This is a genomic window from Cytobacillus sp. FSL R5-0377 (genome assembly GCF_038004385.1).
Lineage (GTDB): Bacteria > Bacillota > Bacilli > Bacillales > Cytobacillaceae > Cytobacillus.
In genome coordinates this window covers 4388046-4407346 of record NZ_JBBORA010000001.1, presented here as the reverse complement: position 1 = coordinate 4407346, position 19301 = coordinate 4388046, and the positions used below count along the sequence as shown (strand labels likewise).

Genomic DNA, 19301 nt, shown 5'->3' with positions numbered 1-19301 from the left:
AACACCGTCCCTTATTAACATCGTGGGCCTGCATTAGCCTATTCTTTTTCCAGCGGCAGCGGATCAATGCTCTGGTCGTTGGCTGTTAAATCAATACCGAAGTCTTTGGCAAAAACCATATGCGTCTCTGCTAAAACACCTTCATGATTTTCATCTAAATTAAACACTCTCGCTCCCCGAAGTCTGTTCCTGTCGGGGCCTGAAAGACCGTAAGTGCCAAAACCTGTATTTCCGGCATATCCCAGCAGAATTCCATAGTAGTTACCGCAATATGTATTAATATGGTCATGGCCGCAGAATACTCCCTTAACATCCCCTCTGTCGAGCATGGCTGTGAACAAGCCGCTGTTGATCGGGCCGGGGCACTCATCTTCATTCCGCTCTCCATTGATTTGATGCCTGGCCACAGCCAAATCATGCCCGGCCTGTGTTCTGCCATCCACACTGCCCCACCACATAAAACGGTGCTCCCATAGAGGAATATGAATGAATACAAGTGATGGCACTTTATATCCATACCGCTTTTCTATTGCTTTGGATCTTTCATAGTACCAACTGACCTGATTAAATCGCAGCCAATCCCATGTTGGATAGCCTTTGAAATCCTGGCCTGCGATCGTTTGAGGGGCATATCTGCCGCTGTCTAAAAGCCATAGATTAAATGCTGCCTTATTTCCTCTGGATTTTTTGATTAATAGATTCATATTACCTGTTCCCGTAAGACCTTTTTGTCCAGGAGTGTTCATATTATGCTTGTATTTCATATAGAACTTGAGCATATCGCTCTCATCCATGCCGCTCTTTGGAGTTGAGTCCTCATCATGATTTCCAAACGTAGCCGCCCATCGGATTCCCCTTTTTTCCATTGGCTGGACGACATTATTCATGGCTTGTTTCATTTCTAATTCTGTATCACAGCCGCCTGCTATATTGTCACCATTTAAAACGACAAAATCAGGCTTCTCAGAATCCAACACCTTTTCCATCAGCTGTATGGTCCGTATGTCGATCCGTTCATCATCCTGGGTATCATTAAATTGAACAATTTTAAATTTCCCATTAGAATTGAAGGAAAGTCTCGGCCCTTCCAGCTTTTCACTGATCTCTTCCGCTTGGACCTTACTTTCGAATAAGTCTCCTGGTAAACCTGCGGCTGCCATGGTTAAAGCTAGAGTCCCTGCTCCTCCTGCTTTAATAAATGTTCTTCTGTCCATCCCTTTATTTTCATTTTCTTTCTTCATCAGTCTTACCTCCATGAATTAATAAATAATAATTTCCCCTGCACCTAAAATTCTAGAGTAAGTCTATTAAAGAAGTATTAATTTCAATAGATTGTTTAGTAAAGAAAACAAAGACAAAAAGAGAAACAAAAAAAAGGATTTCCATGATCATCGGAGGTTAATAGGAAGGAAGAAGGAAATTCGGGACTTTTCTCTCTTTGTATTCTTTTGTTTACCTTTCTGTTTTTAAACTTTTAAACAAATTAATATTCTTGACCTCAATTTTTAAAACTCAAGCCCTATACTTATCCATAACATGAAAGCGGGGGTTGTAATTAATGAAAAAAGGATTGGTTGCGGAAAGGCACAGGAGGATTATCAGGGAATTAGAAATAAAAAATAAAGTAAGTGTAGCGGATCTCTCCAAAAAATTAAGTGTAACGCCGGAAACCATCCGGAATGATCTGAGACGGCTTGAGAGGAGAAACAAATTACGAAGAATCCATGGAGGCGCCATATGCTATTTTGGCTTAGAGAAGGAGCAGCAACTAAATAAAAGGATTGGTAAAAGCCTTCCCATTAAAAAGAAAATTGGTCAAGCTGCCGCAGGCTTTATTTCCGATGGAGAAACAATCGTTTTGGATGTCGGGTCCACAACTCTTCATATAGCTGATTCGATTGAAAATGTTGAGAACGTGACGATCGTAACTAATTCCCTGGCCGCCGCAGACATTTTAAATACAAGAATGGAAAATCAATTGTTCAATGGCAAGGTCATTCTGATCGGCGGGACAGTCAATCCTCTGCAGCGCTCCACATCAGGTTCATTAACTAACCAGATGCTCGGACACTTTTTCTTTGATAAGGCCTTTATCTCTTGTGGAGGAATGAACCTCGAAGGAATATGCGATTATAATATGGATGAAGCCGCCGCCTCCTCCATTATGATTAAAAGATCTAAACAGGTTTATGTGGCAGCCGATTCCTCAAAACTGAACCAAAGGGCATTTTTCCATATCAGCCCTTTTTCAGCTATTGATTTTGTTATTACTGATGCGGATATGCCGGAGAATTGGCCGGAAGAGGAAATCAAGTTTAATGGGCTAAAATGGGTGAAAGTCTATACATAAAATGAAAAGAGAAAACCTGTCTCGATTCGGGATTGTTTATTTCCCTATAATTCGGAAACATTAATTACATATATCAAAAAGGGAGGCAAAAAGATGACCGATAAAACCCCGCAGGATGTAAACCGCATTCAGGAGGATGCACAAAAACAGGACCGGGAAGCGAAGAAGGCCCAGGAGGTTGTGGATGATGCCATTTCAAAGATGACTCCGCAGCGCCAGTATGAAAAAGAAAAGGAACAGAATAAACGATAAAAAAGCCGTAATCCTGCCCTGCAGCAGGATTACGGCCTTCAATTGTCACGGAGCCTTTTTTGTTCCGCTTTCTGCAGGAAATGCATAGGTAAGTATGTTACAAAAAAGACAATCAGTGCAGCAGCCTCAAGTGTTACATAGTACCAGACGCCATTTCCGAAAAATGACAGCAGGGTCTTAGTATCTGTCGGGCTCGCCAAATAAAAGAAATTGGTCCCCAGAAGCAGATTTAAAAAGAAGATGGGCACCGCAATGAGGTTGATTGTTAAAAAGCCTGTCAGAACCGCCTTTTTCGGCACTCTGTAGCCTTCAAACAAAATAAAATATAATACGGCTAATGGAATGGCTGAATGATGAAGAAAGTATTTGATGTAGCGGTAATGAGGAAATTGGTAAACCATATCAGGTGTCACCATGCTTAAAATCGGAGGAATTGTACCAATAAAATAGAGCAGCCAGAAAGCCTTTTTATTAGGCTTTAAAAATAGATAAAGTGCAATGAAGGTGCTCAAGGAACATAACTGGAGCGGCAGATTTGACACATCCCACTGATTTGTCAGAACAAGCCATAAATGATACGTCACTTCACAGGCAAGCAAAGTAAAAAACAGTGTCCATTTTATGACTTTCTGATAGGCCCTCAGCCCCTCCCTGTAAAACACAAGCCACCAGGCCGTAAAAAAGAAAAGAAATAACGTAACCAGATGCATAAGCGAAAAGATTTCAAACCCCTGCATTCCCGTTACCGAAAACATGATGTCATCACCCCTCAATAATCATTGAAGTGCTGTTTGATTCATTGTATTCACGGCTGGGAAAATTAACACGGTTCATATGCGGAAAAATTGAATTAATGCCAACTGCAGAAAGGGAGTAAAATTAAAAATAGCAGAGTATATTCTGCCTGAATTCCTCTGCTATTTTTACTATTTTATCCATGCAGTTCTTCAAAAGCCTGATACACATTGGCTTTTACCTGAATGCCATTCAGATCAATGCCGAGCGTGACAATCGTCTGCGCCACTTCTGGACGGATTCCTGTAATAACGGTCTTAACGCCGACAAGCGATAATGCTTCAATGACTTTAAACAGCTGATCTGCCACCATCGTATCGACGATCATTACACCTGAAAGGTCTAAAATTAAATGAGACAGCTTTAAGCGTGCAGATTGTTTTAACGTTTCCTCCATTAACTGCCGAGCTCTCCCTGTGTCAATATTTCCTATTAACGGCAGAATGCCCACCCCTTTGGAAAGAGGAACAACCGGGACAGATAACTCAAGGAAAGCCTGCTTTGCATTCTCGAGAGTTACCTGATGGAATTTGACATAAGCCATGCTGAAACAATGAATGGAATGATCCAGCAGGGGATCTACCAAATAGACAACCTTCATAACCTCTGAAGCCTTCATCTCATGCTCCATCATCGTGTTCTCTAGTTCTTTCCAGATATATGCCCGGTAATAGCCTGCATTCTTTATAGCTTCATCCAAAGGGATCCCAACCCGGAAGAAGTACTCGCCTGTCTCCCTGCACCATTTTCCGATCTTTTCCATTACTTCGTTTTCGTTCTCATAATTCAGCAATGCTTCACCGAACAATTCAATAAACTCAGTACAAATCTGAACAGCGTCCGCTTCTATTTTGTCAGCCTGAAGCCTCTCTAGTTCAGTCCTTTCGATATTGCTCATCCGATCCATATGCAGCTTTTTCGCTAAGGTACCCTTCTCTTCTAAAATCTTTTCCCCTAAAACACGCATCTGATTATTCATGTTCTCCCCCTTATAGCACCTAGATTTAATCCTATAAAAATGAGTCCGCATCATCCTAAACATACTTCCTTACCCCAGTTTTTAATAGAATAAACCTTCCGAAATGAATTTTCTCGTACAATTTGTGGTTACTGCCTCTTTTTCTATGTGAGGGCTGTTGGAGGTTTACTTTCTGATAGCTACCGATTTTGATGTGCACTGCTGATTTTTGGCGTTATTCCTCTCGATTAAGTTTTTCATAGGGACCATGATTTTCGGCGCTAATCCCCTCGTTTCACTACCGTTTTTCTTGCGCATCACTGGTTTTCGGCGCTATTCCTCCCTATTAACTCCCATTTTCCCAACCGCTCCTGCTTTTTCAGCATTAACGGTTTTCCCCCAACCGCCAGCCCCCACACAATCTGTCCGCCCATTTTCACCATGGACACTCACCCGCTTAATCCCTCATTGAATATAGTGTAGGAGTTAGAGGGGGTGACTAAGATCAGTCATTTATATACTGCCAGCTCCTCCGGTCCGCAAAGTTTAGAAGGTTGGCAGCAGAATGCCTTGAATAAATTCCAGAGAAAAATGACCGATAAAGAAAAACCTTTCCCCTGCATCCCGGCAACCATCGGGTTTGCCAAAAATCAGCTCCGTTATGGGTTTGCCAATGATCCGGGAGATCCGGCCTCCATCCAGAAGACAGCATCCATCCTGAAGGAATACACAAAACACTCAAGAGAGTACGGAAACTATACGTCACTGATCATTTTTTATAAACAAAAGGAAAATTTAAGCGCAGAGGATTATGAGCAGCTTTTCTGGGATGTGCTGACGGGGCTGTCTGAGAGGGATGAAGTGGAGTGGCCAAACGACATTCCTAAAGACCCGCAGGACACCCTATGGGAATTCTGCTTTCACGGGGAAAAATATTTTATGTATTGTGCCACCCCTGCTCATAAAAATCGGCAGAGCCGCCATTTTGATACGATGATGCTGGCGATCACACCGAGATGGGTGCTGCAGGAGTTTATGAAGAGGGGGACATTTGCTTCCCGCATTAAGAATCAGATCCGCAATCGGCTTCAAAACTACGACAGCATCTCTATTCATCCTGATTTGAACAGCTATGGTGCCGAGGACAATTTTGAGTGGAAGCAATATTTTCTCCGGGATGATGACACCGCCATATCCAAATGCCCCTTTCACCGGCTGCTGGGAACGTTCAAGAAAATATAAGAGGACAGAAGCCGATTCTGTTCTCTATTTGCTTTTTCGATCGATAAATAAGGTACCGTCCTGCTGGACTTGTGCAAAAAACACCTCTTCAACTGATTGGATATTTTCTTTTTGCAGTTCTTTTTCAAGCCAGCCTTTTCCTAAATTTAATTTAGACAGATTTTTTGAATTGATCTTTCCATCAGAAATGACATCCGTTGGTAGTGGAAAAAGAACCTCTTTTAAGCTCTTAATGTTTAAATCTGTTTTGGTCACCTGCTGCTGACTTTCTTTCTTCAGTACAGACAGGTCTCCATTTGTCTCCAGGATCGCACAATCGACATCCTTAAAGGAAAATATATCCTTCTGCCTTAATAACGCCTGCAGCTCATCCAGGTCTATCCTCGCTGTTTTAAGCGCCTCTTCCATAATCTTGCCTTCTTTAATGACAATCAAGGGATCCCCGGTTGTAACTGATCTTCCCTGTTTCGATTTGAGGTCGATAATATCCAATGCGATGGTGAAAGCTGCCCAAACAACCAGCGAGATTACACCATCTTTAATGAGGGTATTTTCATTCACAGCAAGGTTTCCGGCAATAGACCCGATGCCGATGGCAGAAGCCCAGTTAAAAAAGGTCATTTGTCCAATTTCCTTCCGCCCCATCAGCCTTGCGAGCATAAAAAGCACCAAAAACGAGACGGTTACACGGAGTATCATTTCATTAACTGGCATATTCAAGCCACACACCTTTCAAATTTTGATAATACTCCCATTCCTCTTTATTTAAGTCAGCCTTCCTATCACTGCATCAGCCGTCACGATTACAGCAAACTCTTTGTGCAAGGCCGCGAGCTCCAATTCCTGCACTGTCTCCGCGGGATGGACAACTCCCCTATGATCAGTGATGTCAAAAGCGGCAATCGCATCTGATGCCAGATACGTTTTAAACCCTAAATTAGCGCTCATTCTCGTTGTGGTTGACACACAATGCTGTGTTGACAGTCCGGTGATAACAACAGATTGAATCTCCTTTTGCCGCAATTGAATTTCAAGCTCTGTGCCAATGAAGGCACTATTTACATTCTTAGGAAAAACCTGTTCCCCCGGCTTTGGAGCCAGCAGATCTTTAAATTGGATTCCCAGTTCATTTTTATGATAAAGAGGCGATTGCGGGTCCAGCGACAAATGCTTGGAAAAGAAAATAGGCCACTGCCGCTTCCTCCATTCAGTCAACAGGCGAAATGCATTGTTTTCAGCCTGGGGATTATTCCGCTTCCCCCAGTATGGGTCGTCAAATCCCTTTTGCATGTCTAAAACCAATAATGCTGTTCTCATCCTTGTCTCTCCTACTGTTAGTATGTTTATATTTTCTATATAAACTGCTAGTTTCATGCACCTGGCTAATTGTAAACAGAAGTTGAGGTTCAGTTTATTTTCATTTTATAAAATAACCATTGAAATTAGTTTTAGGAGGCATTTATGTGAAAAAACTGCTGCAAGGGGTAACAGATTGGGTTTCCACCAAGAGAGGGATGTGGATTACGATTATCGGCTGGCTTGTGCTTATGGTTGGCTTAAGCGCCGGTCCGTTGCTGGGGGATTATAAAACAAATAATTTCCAGTCACTTCCTGATGAGGCGAAGTCCATTATCGCCCAGAATAAAACAGAGGAATATTTTCCAGACAAACAAGGAACACCGGGCATCCTCGTTTTCCATAATGAAAATGGCGAGGTTCAAATCGATGAAGCTCAAAAAATACTGGAAGGAATTATGAATGAGGATATCGATGGAATCAAAACGATTATCGATATCAGCAAGCTTCCGCCGCAGGCCATCGAATCTTTTGTTTCTGAGGACAAGTCTACCCTGATTGTACCAATGGAGCTTGAACAGGGACTTGGCAATGATCAATATGCCGATATTAATGATCATGCGTCTGAAGTCGGCAATAAGATTGCAAAGGATCTAGAAAGTACAGCTTTCTATATTACGGGTCCGGCAGGTATTGCTGGAGACACAGTCAAGCTGTTTGAACAGGCTGACTTTGTTCTCCTGATTGCCACTGTTGTCATTATTCTTGTACTGTTAATAGCGATTTATCGTTCACCATTGCTGGCGATTATTCCGCTTCTGGCAACGGTAATCGTCTACCAGGTCGTAAACCAGAGTGTTGCGCTAATGGGTGCCGGCGGTCTTGAGATCAATAACCAGACGACCTCGATCATGAGCATTTTGCTTTTTGCTGCCGTCATTGATTATTCGTTATTTGTTTTCTCCCGTTACCGTGAGGAACTGAATCATTATGAAAATAAATATGAAGCCATGAAGCATGCGATGCGGGCAACCGGGGAGCCTGTATTCTTCGCGGGCGGAACGGTGCTGGCTGCCATGCTGATTCTGTTTTTCGCGGATTTCCGTGACTATCAGAACTTTGCCCCGATTTTTGGAACAGCGATGTTTTTTATCATGCTGGCTTCCGTTACGCTGGTTCCGGCTTTATTTACCCTATTCGGACGCAAGGCGTTCTGGCCGAAGGTTCCTAAATTTGGTGCGGAAACAGAAGTTAAACATAGTGTCTGGGGGCCAATCGCAAGATTTGTTGTAAACAAGCCAGGCATATCTGGAGGAATTGTCGGCATCTTCATGCTGATAACAGCGTTTAATATTTTCAACCTTGATTATGAATTCGACACCGTCAAAAAATTCCCTGAGGATCTTCCTTCACGGGTTGGTTATGAAATAGTGGAAGCAAGATATGACAAGGGCGAGCTGGCTCCTTCGACACTGCTGGTTGTCAGTGATGAGCAATTAGATGAAAGTAATACAGGTGCAATCAGTGATAAGCTCCAGGAATTTGATGAAATTGCCTCTGTCCGCCTGTCTGCCCTGTCAGAAGACGGCAAGGCTGCTAAAATGGATGTGGCACTATCCATCAATCCATATTCGAATGAAGCAATAGATTTTATGAGAAACTTGCGTGACGACACACCTGAGCTATTAGAAGAAATCGGTGTGGAAGCTGAATCCTACTATAGCGGGGTCACTCCGAAAATAGTGGACGAACAGGATATCAACAGCGGTGATATAATGAAAATTGTCCTGCTTGAAACAATCCTGATCCTTGCGCTGTTATTTGGGCTTACAAAATCCATCCGGATGCCGATCTACATGATGGCAACGATTCTGCTCTCATTCGTTTCGGCTTTAGGGCTTGGGATTTTCCTGGTAGATGTATTATTCGGCTTTGATGCCATCAGCTCGCGTGTTCCTGTCTATTCGTTTATTTTCCTTGTAGCCTTGGGGATCGACTACAACATCATCCTGGTTTCGCGTTTTATGGAGGAAAGAAAGAAACATCGTGTGAAGGACGCCCTTGAAATTTCCATCCGCAATACCGGCGGCGTTATTTCTTCGGCTGGCCTTATTCTGGCTGCTACCTTTGCCGCCCTGATGACCATGCCAATCGCTGATTTATTCGTATTTGGCTTCATCGTTGCCATGGGAATATTGATCGATACCTTCCTTGTGAGAGGCATGCTGCTTCCGGCATTAATCTTATTTTTCGAAAAAGATAAGGAAACTTCCCGGCAAAACATTTCGGAATAGAGAGGGTCCCTCCCTATTCCCAATAGGAGGACCTTAAATGAAGATACTTGTCGTTGATGATGATCTGCATATACAAAAACTTGTCACGATCCATTTAAATCGTGAGGGCTATCAAGTGCTGCGTGCAGACAATGCTCAAGAAGCTTTAAAATTATTGGAAGAACAAACAGCAGATTTAGCCGTTGTCGATGTCATGATGCCTGGTATGGACGGATTCGAACTCACCAGGCTTCTGACAGACGACTTCGGAATTCCTGTTATTCTTCTGACAGCAAAGGGGCAGCTCAGTGATAAAGAACAGGGTTTCCTATCCGGATCTGAAGATTATATTGTGAAGCCATTTGAAGTGAAGGAGCTCCTTTTCCGGGTAGCTGTTGTGCTCCGGAGAGCGGGTCGGGCTATGGAAACAGTCGTTAAAGCCGGTAATCTGACCATAGACCGAAAAAGCTTTGAAGTGGAAATCAATCAAGAGACCATCCTTTTCCCACTGAAGGAATTTGAGCTCCTGAGCCTGCTTTCTGCCCGTAAAAATAAAATCACCCAGCGAGCGGCTTTAATCGAACAGGCGTGGGGTGCGGATTATGAAGGCAGCGAACAGACATTAAATACTCACATCAACCGCGTCCGCGACCGGCTAAAAAAATACGGGGCAAACGTTGAAATCCAGACCATCCGCGGCATCGGATATAAGCTTGAGGAAACAAAATGAAGACGCTCTACCGAAAATTCATCGCTGCTACACTTGTGATATTAGCTATAAGCATCCTGCTTTCCTTCCTTTTAACAAACTGGGTCTATATGGCTTCGACAAAAGGGAAAATTGACAGACAAAATGTGGTGATTGCAGAGGAAATCGCGAGTGGACTTGAGCATTTGCATACCTCTGGTTCTACATATAAAACATACTTAAACTCCATGAGCAAGCTCGGCTATCAGCTTTATATTGTAAGTGAATCGGGCGATGGAGAATTCTTCGGCCAGCCGTTCAATAGGACCGAACTGCCTGAGGAAGCTGAAAAAGTGCTGGCCGATCAAAAGGTTTATCATGGGATGGACAGCTTTGCCGGCAAATTCCTGATGATGGGCCATTTTTCAAACGACCTTAAAAATACAGTCGGCGTCCCTTTTACCATGGACAATCAAAATTACGGGCTATTCCTTCGTCCGGATAATAATCTGATTTTCTCAGATATTCATATGATTTTCGCATGGTTCTTTGTCGCCATTGCCGTTGTCAGCATTACCGGAGTGATCTGGTTTGCGAAGCATCTGATCAAACCGATCACGAAGCTGACGGAAGCAACCAAGGAAATTACACGTGAGAATTTCAACTTCCCATTAAATATTAAGCAAAAGGATGAAATCGGACAGCTCGCGGAAAGTTTCCGCCGCATGCAGAAACAGCTGCAGCACAATGATGAAGCCCGCAAGTCATTCATCAACAATGTGTCCCATGACTTTCAGTCCCCTCTTATGAATATTCAAGGGTATGCAGAGCTTCTGCAGACACAGCAACTTTCAGATGAGGAACATTTCGAATATGTGCAAATCATCGATCAGGAGTCGAAGCGGCTTTCCAATTTGACCAAACAGCTCTTGCTGCTAACTTCACTTGACCAGAAATCCTATCCGATGAAACTTTCAGAAGTGAAATTGGATGAGCAAATCAAGGAAACCATCCGCAGGCATCAATGGAGGCTGGAGGAAAAAGAAATTGAAGTTTCCTACAAGCTTGCACCAGTCATTTTTAAAGGGGATCCGGAGCTTTTGGTGAATATTTGGGACAACTTGCTGACAAATGCGATAAAATATAACTCACATGGCGGCAGCATTTTGATCAGTCTATCTCAGACTCAATCTGAAATTAAGATTGTATTTAAAGACACCGGAATCGGAATATCCGCAGAGAAGATCAGCCAGATTTTCGACCGCTTTTACAGGGTGGATTCGGCAAGAAAGAAAGATGGTACAGGACTCGGGCTTTCGATAGTGAAACAGATAATCGAGCTGCATAATGGGGATATCAAGGCAGACAGCCAGGCTGGCAATGGCACATCCTTTACCATTACATTTTTCAGGGAGAAACAACGGGAGGAATAAGCGTTATGGAACAAAAATGGAGTATCAGGTTAATTAGATTTGCAGCCGTATTTGGCATTATCGGAACCTATCTTGGATCACATATGTCCGGGCAGATGGATTATTCATTAAGGCCCATTCATGCCCACATCCTGCTGGTAGGATGGCTTTCCGTATTCGCATGGGGAATCTTTTATAAAGTATACCGCGTAAAATATAAGAGGCTGGTTTCCATTCACAGTATTCTTGGAATGGCAGGGGCATTAGGCTTAACAATCGGCATGTGGATGTATACATTAAATCCCTTCGATTTAGGGGATACCTTTGTTCTGGTCTTCTTTATTGTTGGCGGAACCTTGCTATTGCTTGCCTTCGCCTTGTTTGTGGTGATTACCTTTTTGACTGAGAAAACAGCGGAACGTTAATTTTAAAAAGCAATGCAGCGTATGAAAACTGCATTGCTTTTTTATTTTATTATTCACTCGAAAACCTTTAAAACATTTTAGAAAGTACGGTATCATACGCCTCAAGTGTACGGTCTACTTCCTTTTCGCCATGGACTGTAGCCATGCTGTATCTGTTTAATGGCTTTGTATAGATACCCTTTGCAAGCAAACCAAAGTCCAGTTCCTTTCTCATGGAAAAATTAGCCTGCTGTAAATCTCTGTAGTTTCTTACTTGTTCTTTTTCCGTAATGATAACGTTAAATATGGTGCCCAGACCAATTGTTTGCATCGGTATTCCCCGCTGTTCAAAAAGACCCTTTATCCCTTCTTTTAATCTGTCAGTCATTTTAAAAACGTGTTCAATCTCTTGTTCCAATACATTTATAGTAGCAAGACCAGCTGCCAGAATCGTAGGGTGTCCATTGTATGTTCCGCTGTGGAATAGAACATCTTTGGCACTGGATTTTTTACTGTGACTACTGTCAAAAACATCTGACGAAACGGTGGGAGCGCTTGTCATCGTGATTTCTTCTTTGCCCCCTACGATTCCCACAGGAAAACCGCCGCCTGCCACTTTTCCCAGTGCTGTGAGATCTGGTTTAATGCTGTAGTGTCCTTGAGCTCCACTGAGTCCCACACGAAAACCTGTTTTTACTTCGTCAAAAATTAATAGGATGCCCAGCTCCTCCGTCAGCTTTCTTAGACCCTTCATAAACGAAGGTTCTGCCGGGATGAATCCGCCCTGTATGGGCTCAAGGATAACGGCAGCAATTTCATCCTTATTCTTCTTTAAGATATCAGAGGTATGTTCGAGATCATTAAAAGGAAGTACTATGGTTTGTATCTCATGATATGGATCAATCCCTTTGGATTCAATCACTGACTTTGGTGCATGAGCTTGCCCTGCTTCTTCAAGAGAAGGATTTAAACTTAAAAGAACCTGATCATAACCTCCATGGTAATGACCCTCGAATTTAGCAATTTTTGTTTTACCTGTATAAGCATATGCCAATCGCAAAGCCAGAAGAGTAGCTTCTGTTCCGGAGCTGGTATAACGGATTCTTTCCATACTTGGATAAAGCTCTTTTATTTTCTCTCCCATAGCAAGTTCAAGCCGGTGTGGAGTTCCAAATAACATAGTCCCGTCTCCCTCAAGCTGTTCCTGTATGGCTTGAATGATTTTTGGATGTCCATGCCCAAGCATTAAAGCACCGTAGGAAAGCAGATAATCAACATACTCGTTTCCATCGAGATCATATAAATAAGCTCCCTTCCCTTTTTCCATAATAATTGGATATGGATCAAAAGATTTGATATTAGCGGTTACTCCGCCTGGCATGACTTCTTTAGCTTTTAAGAAAAAATCTCTGGATTTTGATGTCTGGTTCTCAAACTCTGTTAGGGAATGGCTTGCCATTAATGTCATCACAATATCCTCCTGCATTCAGAAATATTTTATTCAAAATCATAAAATAATGAAATATTTATTTCATAATAGGCGAGAATGAATGATTTTGGAACCCTTTTTGAACAAAAAATTTCAAAAAACTATAGAACATGAAACTTTTGTTGCATTTGTTTGATGATAGGACTATCCTATTTTTAAAGTAAAAATTTAAAAGGGGTCATTATGAGTAATAAAAATGTCTATCAATTAATTGCTGAAAAAATGTCAAGCATGAGCAAGTCACAGGAAAAACTGGCTTCCTATATCCTTCAAAACACGAACACGGTTCCTTTCTATACGGTTGCAACCCTGGCCAAACAAGCAGGAGTAAGCGAGGCTTCAGTGGTACGTTTTGCTGTCTTTTTAGGATATTCCGGCTATCGTGAACTGCAGAACCAGATGCAGAACTCTGTTCAGATGCAGTTGACGACGAAGGACAGGTTAAAAATGTCTTCACAGATTTATGATGATTCAAACCAGGCCATCTACGATATTTTTAAAGATGATATAGCCAATATTAAATCGACGATGGAAAATTTAGATTCAAAGGCGATTGCAGATGCGGGAAACCATCTGCTTAACGGGAAAAAAATATACATATCTGCGAACCGGAGCGCCACATCTCTTGGGCTATTTCTGCAATATTACTTGGATATTATTTTAGGAAATGCTCATTTACTCGGTCCTGTTGAAAATAAACCTGAACAATTATACGCATTGAATGCGGAAGATGTAGTAGTTGGAATCAGTTTCTCACGTTATTCAACAAGTACTGTCAATATTATGGATTTTGCAAAAGAACGAGGTGCCGCCACCATTGTCATTACAGACAATCTTCTTTCGCCGCTCGTTCCTCATGGGGATGCTGTGCTAACTGCTTCAAGTCAATTACCAACATTTTTTGATTCTTTTGTTGCTCCGCTAAGTCTTATTAATACACTCATAGCGTATGTTGGAAAAAATCGAATGAATGAATCTGAGGATCGTCTTGAAAAACTGGAGGGAATTTGGGAACGTTTTGGCACGTTTTACTCTGACAAAAGGAAATAAGTGTAATAGGCAGCTCAGCTCAAGATAGGCCCAGCCCATGCTAATCAAGCCAAACTAATCATGGTCAATATAGATAAGCGAAAACACAATTTATCCAAAAAGAGCCTGCAAAAAGCTATTAACTCAATAGACAAAGAAAAAGACCCATTGGGTCTTTTTCTAACAGCATCTTCCTGTGTTCCCTATCATTGAGATTCCTCTTCCGTTTCCGCTTCGTTCTAATACAAGGTCTTCGGTGTTTGGTTCAATGATCGGATCGATAGCTACTTTGATTTCATTAATTGTGACAATAATATCATCTGATTCCGGCTCATCCAGAGCCAGTCCTATTCTTGGCTGTCCTCAGCCATAGCCGTCAAAAAAGATGCGGACGCTGCTGGCATTTTGCACTTCCATCATTTTTATCAATTCCTCGCGTGCATGATCTGTTATTTTCAAAATAAAATCACTCCCTCTGAATGTTTACTTTCCTGTTTCGGCAAATGTTTTAATCCTTTGGCCAATTTCGTCACGGACACGCTGAAAGAAAGCCCATTTTTCTTCTTCTGATCCTTCTGCTTTTGCAGGGTCATCAAATCCCCAGTGCTCGCGCTTTACAAGAGGAGGTGTCATCGGGCATTTATCAGCTGCGTCTCCGCAAAGCGTTACAACCAAATCTGCATTATTTAAAATCTCAGAATTAATGATATCAGAAGTCTGATTAGAGATGTCAATCCCTGCTTCTATCATGGCTTTTACAGCATTCGGATTTAAACCATGTGCTTCAATCCCCGCACTGTAAACATTCCAATCTTCGCCTAAATGCTGTTTTGCCCATCCTTCAGCCATCTGGCTGCGGCATGAGTTGCCTGTGCATAAAAAGTAGATCGTTTTTTTAGTCATGTTGGGACTCTCCTTATTAAATAATCATTAGCCAAATGTACAAACCGAATAATGTGATGAACAGTGTTGGAATGGTTAAAATGATCCCTGTTTTAAAATAAGTTCCCCATGATATTTTTACTCCCTTCAGAGACAAAACATGAAGCCATAACAAAGTGGCGAGGGACCCAATCGGCGTAATTTTCGGTCCTAAATCAGATCCAATAACATTTGCATAAATAAGTGCTTCCCGCATCACACCGCTTGTATCGGTTTCAGCAATGGCCAGAGCATCAATCATCACGGTTGGCAAATTGTTCATGACAGAAGAAAGAATGGCCGCAATGAATCCCATTCCGATTGTTGCTGCGAACAGTCCCTGGTCAGCTGTCATTTGAATTAAATCAGCTAAAACATTGGTAAGACCCGCGTTTCTAAGACCGTAAACCACTACATACATGCCGATTGAAAAGAAAACGATAGCCCAGGGTGCACCCTTGATGACCGTTCGTGTATTCACAGCCGGGCTTCTGCGCGCCATGAGCAGAAAGAACACCGTTACAATGCCCGCAATGAATGAAACGGGGACACCAATCCACTCACTTGCGAAATAGCCAATTAATAAGATACCTAACACCAGCCATGACAATCGGAACATTTTACTGTCTTTAACTGCCTCTCCCGGGTTTTTCAAATGAGATAATTCATAATTCTTTGGTATGCTTTTTCTGAAGTATAGGTATAAGACCAAGATGCTGGCACCCAATGAAAAGAAGTTCGGAATAATCATGCGTGAGGCATATTCCCCAAAGCCGATGCCGAAATAATCAGCTGAAACGATATTGACAAGGTTGCTGACAACTAATGGCAGTGACGTAGTATCCGCAATAAATCCGCTGGCGATAATAAACGGAAAAACCAACTTTTCTTCAAACTGCAGATTTCGGACCATCGCAAGAACTATTGGCGTGAGAATGAGCGCAGCCCCATCATTCGCAAAAAATGCTGCGACCACAGCTCCCAAAATGGAAACGTAAATGAACATCTTCACTCCGCTTCCCTTTGCCGCTCTCGCCATATGTAAGGCGGCCCATTCGAAAAATCCAATTTCATCTAAAATAAGCGAAATAATAATGATTGCAATAAAAGTTAATGTGGCATTCCAAACAATGGCTGTAACATCTATGACATCATTGAAATCAACCACACCGGCTATTAAAGCAAGGATGGCTCCTCCGCATGCAGACCAGCCAATTGATAGCCCTTTTGGCTGCCAAATGACAAATGTGAGGGTGACTATGAAAATCACCGATGCTAAAATTATTTGAGTCAATTTGTTTCCCCCTCTTACTCGCAGGAAATTCGCAATCCCTGCTCTTCCAATTCGGTTAATAAATAATCCTGGCTTGGAAAGTGATTCAGCACAGCCTGAACTAATGGATAAAATTCACTTTCCTGATTCAATGAATAAATAATCCACTGTCCCCTTCTGGTTTCCCTAACCACACCTGCATCTTTTAGTTTCCGAAGATGTTGGCTAATGGCTGGCTGGCTCATTTTAAAAATCTCCACAAACTCACATACACAGCAATCATGTTCCTTTAATAGTTTCACGATTGTAAGACGTGTTTTATCGCCTAGTAATTTTAAAATAGATGCAGTTTTGTCGATTTCGAGCGTGCCTCCATTCATGAATATCCCACCTCCGCTTTGCGTATATAACTATATAACGATTTACTTATATAAGTAAATCGTTTTTACTTATTTACCGAAAATGTGGCAGCTGTCTCTAGGTGAGCCACTGCTTTTTACGTCATCCAACAAATAACGGCTAAAACTTTAGCCGCAAGATAATAGTTTTTCCATAGCCATAACGTCCACAAATTCTCCGTCCAGCAAACCCTGATTTCGAAATATACCTACTTCACGAAAACCCATTTTCATATACAGACTCTGTCCCAGTCTATTAAATGGAAAAGTAAACAAAACAAGCTTATGGAACTGGTTCTCTCTTGCTTTCAATTCCAGTGCAGTGAGCAGCTTCTCGCCTGCCCCTTTCCCTCTGAACTCTCTTGCGATATAGACTGACAGATCTGCCACTCCATCATATGAACATCGGCTGCTATACGGATTCAGAGATGCCCAGCCGATTACTATACCCCCTTTTTCGGCAGCAAGCACACTATATCTCCCCTGATGCTGTTTAAACCAGTTTGACATATAGGAAAGGTCTTTTGCTTCTGTTTCCAATGTAGCAATTCGATCCTGTATTCCCTGATTATATATCTCCAAAATAGTCTCTAAATCTGTCTTTCTGGCTTCACGAATAAAAGTATCACTCAACATTCCAGTTTCCCCCTAATTGGTTGGTTTCAAAAATATTACTGGTGTCTTGTTAAAGCTTACCAAATCACAGCTAAGAAAAGCAGGATTATTGAACCGGCCCAATCGCTAATAAATGAGGTATATCATAATAAACATCGAAGCATAGCGCAGTGAATCCGCCTGGCAGGACGGCATTGTTCAGTCCAGTCATCAATGAAACAGCAAATCTTTTGTTTGATTCAGCAACTCCTGATAAGCCAATAAAAATTGTGCATATGTTTCCTGTCCCATTTCACTTTCCCCCCATCGAAACAGCTTTTTCTATAGCTTTCTCGACAGAACAATCAAAAGCATTCATGATTAATTTCATATATGCTATAAAATACTCATTTTTAAGCGCTCCAGCATTATTAATGGTCATTGTCATCACCTTCAAATCGTTATGAGGGGAAGGATTACCCTCCCTTTAATCAATTGCAGCAGGAAGATGCAGGAGCATCACAGGAACTTTTCAGATGAACGCTGCAAACACCCGTTTCCGGCAAATCCAGCTCCACTTTTCCAGCGGCAGCGAAATCACCGCTTAGATGAGATACCACTGACCTAACCTGCTCATAGCCTGTCGCCATCAAAAAGGTTGGAGCACGGCCATAGCTTTTGGAACCCACAATATAAAAATTCTTCTCAGGATGTCTTAACTCCTTTTCTCCATGAGGGCGAACCGTACCACAGCTATGAATATTGGGATCAATTAATGGTGCTAATGCTTCTGCACTTTCAGTTGAAGAATCAATGGAAGTACGAAGTTCACTTATAATAGAAAAATCCGGACGGCTTCCTGTATTAACAATCATTTCATCGATTCCATCCAGTCTGCTCTGTTTGCCATTTTGACTCCCGATTAATCTAATTCCCTTTTCTGACCTTTTGATCAGCTGGATGCGAAATGGAGTAATGACCTCCACTTGCCAGTTATCAACCAATTGATGGATTCTGCTTCCGAGGCGGCCTCGTGCTTTAAGTGTATCTTTTTCTTCTCCACCGTAAGCATCCTCAACCTGATTTCTTCTCATGATCCATAAAATCTCTGTTTCTGGATAGGACTCTTTCAATGCGGCTAAATCCAGCAAGGCATTAATTGCTGAATGGCCGCCGCCGACAACTGCAATACGTTTATTTCGATAGCGCTGCTGCTCACTCCCTAAAACATCGGGTATTCCATAATAAATCCTTTCTTTCAGTTCCTTCTCGCCAGCCAGCCAAATACCGCTTGAGGAAGCTGGGTTTGGATTTCCCCAGGTGCCTGAAGCATCAATGATTGCTCTTGATTCAAATGTTTGATACTCTCCATTCTGCTCAGCATGGATGATAAAAGGAATATTCCCCCTATTTCCAGTTTTCATTTTATCGGTGTCTTTTCTGCCAACTGATAAAACTTTCGTATTAAGATGAATGAATGGCTTTATTTCAGGTAACCTGGACAGCGGCTTTAGATATTGTTCAACAAGTTCCTCCCCGGTAGGCAATGCTTCCGAATCCGGCTGTACCCAGCCATTTGCACTTAATAACCTGGCAGCAGCTTTATCAATATTGTATCGCCATGGTGAGAATAACCGAATATGTCCCCAGCTTTTTATATTGGCTCCAGCATGCTTTCCTGACTCGAGCAAAATAAATGATTGTCCCGTGCTTGCCAGGTGTGCAGCAGCTGCCAGCCCAACAGGACCGGCGCCAATTATAGCAACAGGCAGCTCTCTTCCTTCACCCTCTCTAAATGATGTCTTTTCTGACTCGTTTTTCTCAGGTGTGCAGCAGCCTTTGACAACACTAAAATTAGTCATGTGTGTGCTCCTCTTTTCTCCTGTATTGGATTCGAATTTACTTGCAAATTACAAGTATTTAACCC

The 19301-nt window shown here is 42.2% G+C and carries 20 protein-coding genes; 8 read left to right on the top strand and 12 right to left on the bottom strand.

The features are described from left to right. Positions 1–38 precede the first annotated feature (38 nt). Positions 39–1241, bottom strand: a complete 1203-nt coding sequence (locus NSQ49_RS22525) for a metallophosphoesterase (protein ID WP_159862987.1) — start codon at positions 1239–1241, stop codon at positions 39–41. Between the two features lie 317 nt (positions 1242–1558). Here NSQ49_RS22525 and NSQ49_RS22520 point away from each other — a divergent pair, with 317 nt between their 5' ends. Both NSQ49_RS22520 and NSQ49_RS22515 read left to right on the top strand, forming a co-directional pair. Next, entirely contained in the window at positions 1559–2350 is a 792-nt protein-coding gene (locus NSQ49_RS22520; protein WP_159862986.1) for a DeoR/GlpR family DNA-binding transcription regulator, read from the top strand. Positions 2351–2443: 93 nt separating this feature from the next. Beyond that, positions 2444–2602 carry a hypothetical protein gene (locus tag NSQ49_RS22515; protein WP_201306484.1) on the top strand — a complete coding sequence of 53 codons (159 nt, stop codon included), beginning with the start codon at positions 2444–2446 and terminating at the stop codon, positions 2600–2602. Between the two features lie 38 nt (positions 2603–2640). Here NSQ49_RS22515 and NSQ49_RS22510 read toward each other — a convergent pair whose 3' ends face one another. After that, the gene (locus tag NSQ49_RS22510; RefSeq protein ID WP_159862985.1) at positions 2641–3357 is read right to left on the bottom strand and encodes a YwaF family protein; all 717 of its coding nucleotides are present in this window, start codon (positions 3355–3357) and stop codon (positions 2641–2643) included. Between the two features lie 176 nt (positions 3358–3533). Beyond that, positions 3534–4376, bottom strand: a complete 843-nt coding sequence (locus tag NSQ49_RS22505) for an STAS domain-containing protein (protein WP_159862984.1) — start codon at positions 4374–4376, stop codon at positions 3534–3536. 474 nt (positions 4377–4850) lie between these two features. On the opposite strand from NSQ49_RS22505, the gene NSQ49_RS22500 reads away from it, so the two are divergent. Continuing rightward, complete coding sequence (locus NSQ49_RS22500) at positions 4851–5597, top strand: YqcI/YcgG family protein (protein ID WP_159862983.1); 747 nt, start codon at positions 4851–4853, stop codon at positions 5595–5597. A 24-nt stretch (positions 5598–5621) separates the two neighbouring features. On the opposite strand, the gene NSQ49_RS22495 is transcribed toward NSQ49_RS22500, so the two are convergent. Both NSQ49_RS22495 and NSQ49_RS22490 read right to left on the bottom strand, forming a co-directional pair. Further along, complete coding sequence (locus tag NSQ49_RS22495; RefSeq protein WP_159862982.1) at positions 5622–6311, bottom strand: YetF domain-containing protein; 690 nt, start codon at positions 6309–6311, stop codon at positions 5622–5624. 51 nt (positions 6312–6362) lie between these two features. Continuing rightward, a complete protein-coding gene (locus NSQ49_RS22490) occupies positions 6363–6914 on the bottom strand; it encodes a cysteine hydrolase family protein (protein ID WP_159862981.1) in 552 nt (183 codons plus the stop codon). A 146-nt stretch (positions 6915–7060) separates the two neighbouring features. Here NSQ49_RS22490 and NSQ49_RS22485 point away from each other — a divergent pair, with 146 nt between their 5' ends. Genes NSQ49_RS22485 through NSQ49_RS22470 form a run of 4 tightly spaced genes read left to right on the top strand, consistent with a single transcriptional unit; the run spans position 7061 to position 11691 of the window. Further along, entirely contained in the window at positions 7061–9187 is a 2127-nt protein-coding gene (locus NSQ49_RS22485) for an MMPL family transporter (RefSeq protein ID WP_159862980.1), read from the top strand. A 37-nt stretch (positions 9188–9224) separates the two neighbouring features. Beyond that, complete coding sequence (locus NSQ49_RS22480) at positions 9225–9896, top strand: response regulator transcription factor (protein WP_159862979.1); 672 nt, start codon at positions 9225–9227, stop codon at positions 9894–9896. Continuing rightward, the gene (locus tag NSQ49_RS22475) at positions 9893–11287 is read left to right on the top strand and encodes a sensor histidine kinase (protein ID WP_159862978.1); all 1395 of its coding nucleotides are present in this window, start codon (positions 9893–9895) and stop codon (positions 11285–11287) included. Before NSQ49_RS22480 ends, NSQ49_RS22475 begins: the two co-directional genes overlap by 4 nt. 5 nt (positions 11288–11292) lie before the next feature. After that, positions 11293–11691 (top strand): hypothetical protein, encoded by a 399-nt coding sequence (locus tag NSQ49_RS22470; RefSeq protein WP_159862977.1) that lies wholly within the window; start codon positions 11293–11295, stop codon positions 11689–11691. A 67-nt stretch (positions 11692–11758) separates the two neighbouring features. Here NSQ49_RS22470 and NSQ49_RS22465 read toward each other — a convergent pair whose 3' ends face one another. Then, positions 11759–13138 carry an aspartate aminotransferase family protein gene (locus NSQ49_RS22465; RefSeq protein WP_236566151.1) on the bottom strand — a complete coding sequence of 460 codons (1380 nt, stop codon included), beginning with the start codon at positions 13136–13138 and terminating at the stop codon, positions 11759–11761. Positions 13139–13342: 204 nt separating this feature from the next. On the opposite strand from NSQ49_RS22465, the gene NSQ49_RS22460 reads away from it, so the two are divergent. Then, positions 13343–14209 carry a MurR/RpiR family transcriptional regulator gene (locus NSQ49_RS22460; RefSeq protein WP_251284188.1) on the top strand — a complete coding sequence of 289 codons (867 nt, stop codon included), beginning with the start codon at positions 13343–13345 and terminating at the stop codon, positions 14207–14209. 462 nt (positions 14210–14671) lie between these two features. Here NSQ49_RS22460 and arsC read toward each other — a convergent pair whose 3' ends face one another. The 6 genes from arsC to NSQ49_RS22430 all read right to left on the bottom strand — a co-directional run bounded on the left by arsC (position 14672) and on the right by NSQ49_RS22430 (position 19236). Then, positions 14672–15091 (bottom strand): arsenate reductase (thioredoxin), encoded by a 420-nt coding sequence (gene arsC, locus NSQ49_RS22455; RefSeq protein ID WP_159862975.1) that lies wholly within the window; start codon positions 15089–15091, stop codon positions 14672–14674. Between the two features lie 16 nt (positions 15092–15107). After that, the gene (locus tag NSQ49_RS22450; protein ID WP_159862974.1) at positions 15108–16403 is read right to left on the bottom strand and encodes an arsenic transporter; all 1296 of its coding nucleotides are present in this window, start codon (positions 16401–16403) and stop codon (positions 15108–15110) included. 14 nt (positions 16404–16417) lie between these two features. Next, positions 16418–16762 carry an ArsR/SmtB family transcription factor gene (locus NSQ49_RS22445; protein WP_251284187.1) on the bottom strand — a complete coding sequence of 115 codons (345 nt, stop codon included), beginning with the start codon at positions 16760–16762 and terminating at the stop codon, positions 16418–16420. A gap of 147 nt (positions 16763–16909) precedes the next feature. Then, positions 16910–17416 carry an arsinothricin resistance N-acetyltransferase ArsN1 family A gene (locus NSQ49_RS22440; RefSeq protein ID WP_201306483.1) on the bottom strand — a complete coding sequence of 169 codons (507 nt, stop codon included), beginning with the start codon at positions 17414–17416 and terminating at the stop codon, positions 16910–16912. A gap of 271 nt (positions 17417–17687) precedes the next feature. Next, complete coding sequence (locus NSQ49_RS22435; RefSeq protein ID WP_311315935.1) at positions 17688–17816, bottom strand: hypothetical protein; 129 nt, start codon at positions 17814–17816, stop codon at positions 17688–17690. 49 nt (positions 17817–17865) lie between these two features. Then, positions 17866–19236, bottom strand: coding sequence for an FAD-dependent oxidoreductase (locus tag NSQ49_RS22430; RefSeq protein WP_251284186.1), 1371 nt, complete (start codon positions 19234–19236; stop codon positions 17866–17868). Positions 19237–19301 lie beyond the last annotated feature (65 nt).

What these genes read in the sequence shown, in the direction of transcription:
- NSQ49_RS22525 (WP_159862987.1), bottom strand. Translation starts at nt 1,241, where the DNA reads ATGAAGAAAGAAAATGAAAATAAAGGGATGGACAGAAGAACATTTATT.
- NSQ49_RS22520 (WP_159862986.1), top strand. Translation starts at nt 1,559, where the DNA reads ATGAAAAAAGGATTGGTTGCGGAAAGGCACAGGAGGATTATCAGGGAA.
- NSQ49_RS22515 (WP_201306484.1), top strand. Translation starts at nt 2,444, where the DNA reads ATGACCGATAAAACCCCGCAGGATGTAAACCGCATTCAGGAGGATGCA.
- NSQ49_RS22510 (WP_159862985.1), bottom strand. Translation starts at nt 3,357, where the DNA reads ATGTTTTCGGTAACGGGAATGCAGGGGTTTGAAATCTTTTCGCTTATG.
- NSQ49_RS22505 (WP_159862984.1), bottom strand. Translation starts at nt 4,376, where the DNA reads ATGAATAATCAGATGCGTGTTTTAGGGGAAAAGATTTTAGAAGAGAAG.
- NSQ49_RS22495 (WP_159862982.1), bottom strand. Translation starts at nt 6,311, where the DNA reads ATGCCAGTTAATGAAATGATACTCCGTGTAACCGTCTCGTTTTTGGTG.
- NSQ49_RS22490 (WP_159862981.1), bottom strand. Translation starts at nt 6,914, where the DNA reads ATGAGAACAGCATTATTGGTTTTAGACATGCAAAAGGGATTTGACGAC.
- NSQ49_RS22480 (WP_159862979.1), top strand. Translation starts at nt 9,225, where the DNA reads ATGAAGATACTTGTCGTTGATGATGATCTGCATATACAAAAACTTGTC.
- NSQ49_RS22475 (WP_159862978.1), top strand. Translation starts at nt 9,893, where the DNA reads ATGAAGACGCTCTACCGAAAATTCATCGCTGCTACACTTGTGATATTA.
- NSQ49_RS22470 (WP_159862977.1), top strand. Translation starts at nt 11,293, where the DNA reads ATGGAACAAAAATGGAGTATCAGGTTAATTAGATTTGCAGCCGTATTT.
- NSQ49_RS22465 (WP_236566151.1), bottom strand. Translation starts at nt 13,138, where the DNA reads ATGACATTAATGGCAAGCCATTCCCTAACAGAGTTTGAGAACCAGACA.
- NSQ49_RS22460 (WP_251284188.1), top strand. Translation starts at nt 13,343, where the DNA reads ATGAGTAATAAAAATGTCTATCAATTAATTGCTGAAAAAATGTCAAGC.
- arsC (WP_159862975.1), bottom strand. Translation starts at nt 15,091, where the DNA reads ATGACTAAAAAAACGATCTACTTTTTATGCACAGGCAACTCATGCCGC.
- NSQ49_RS22445 (WP_251284187.1), bottom strand. Translation starts at nt 16,762, where the DNA reads ATGAATGGAGGCACGCTCGAAATCGACAAAACTGCATCTATTTTAAAA.
- NSQ49_RS22440 (WP_201306483.1), bottom strand. Translation starts at nt 17,416, where the DNA reads ATGTTGAGTGATACTTTTATTCGTGAAGCCAGAAAGACAGATTTAGAG.
- NSQ49_RS22435 (WP_311315935.1), bottom strand. Translation starts at nt 17,816, where the DNA reads ATGACCATTAATAATGCTGGAGCGCTTAAAAATGAGTATTTTATAGCA.
- NSQ49_RS22430 (WP_251284186.1), bottom strand. Translation starts at nt 19,236, where the DNA reads ATGACTAATTTTAGTGTTGTCAAAGGCTGCTGCACACCTGAGAAAAAC.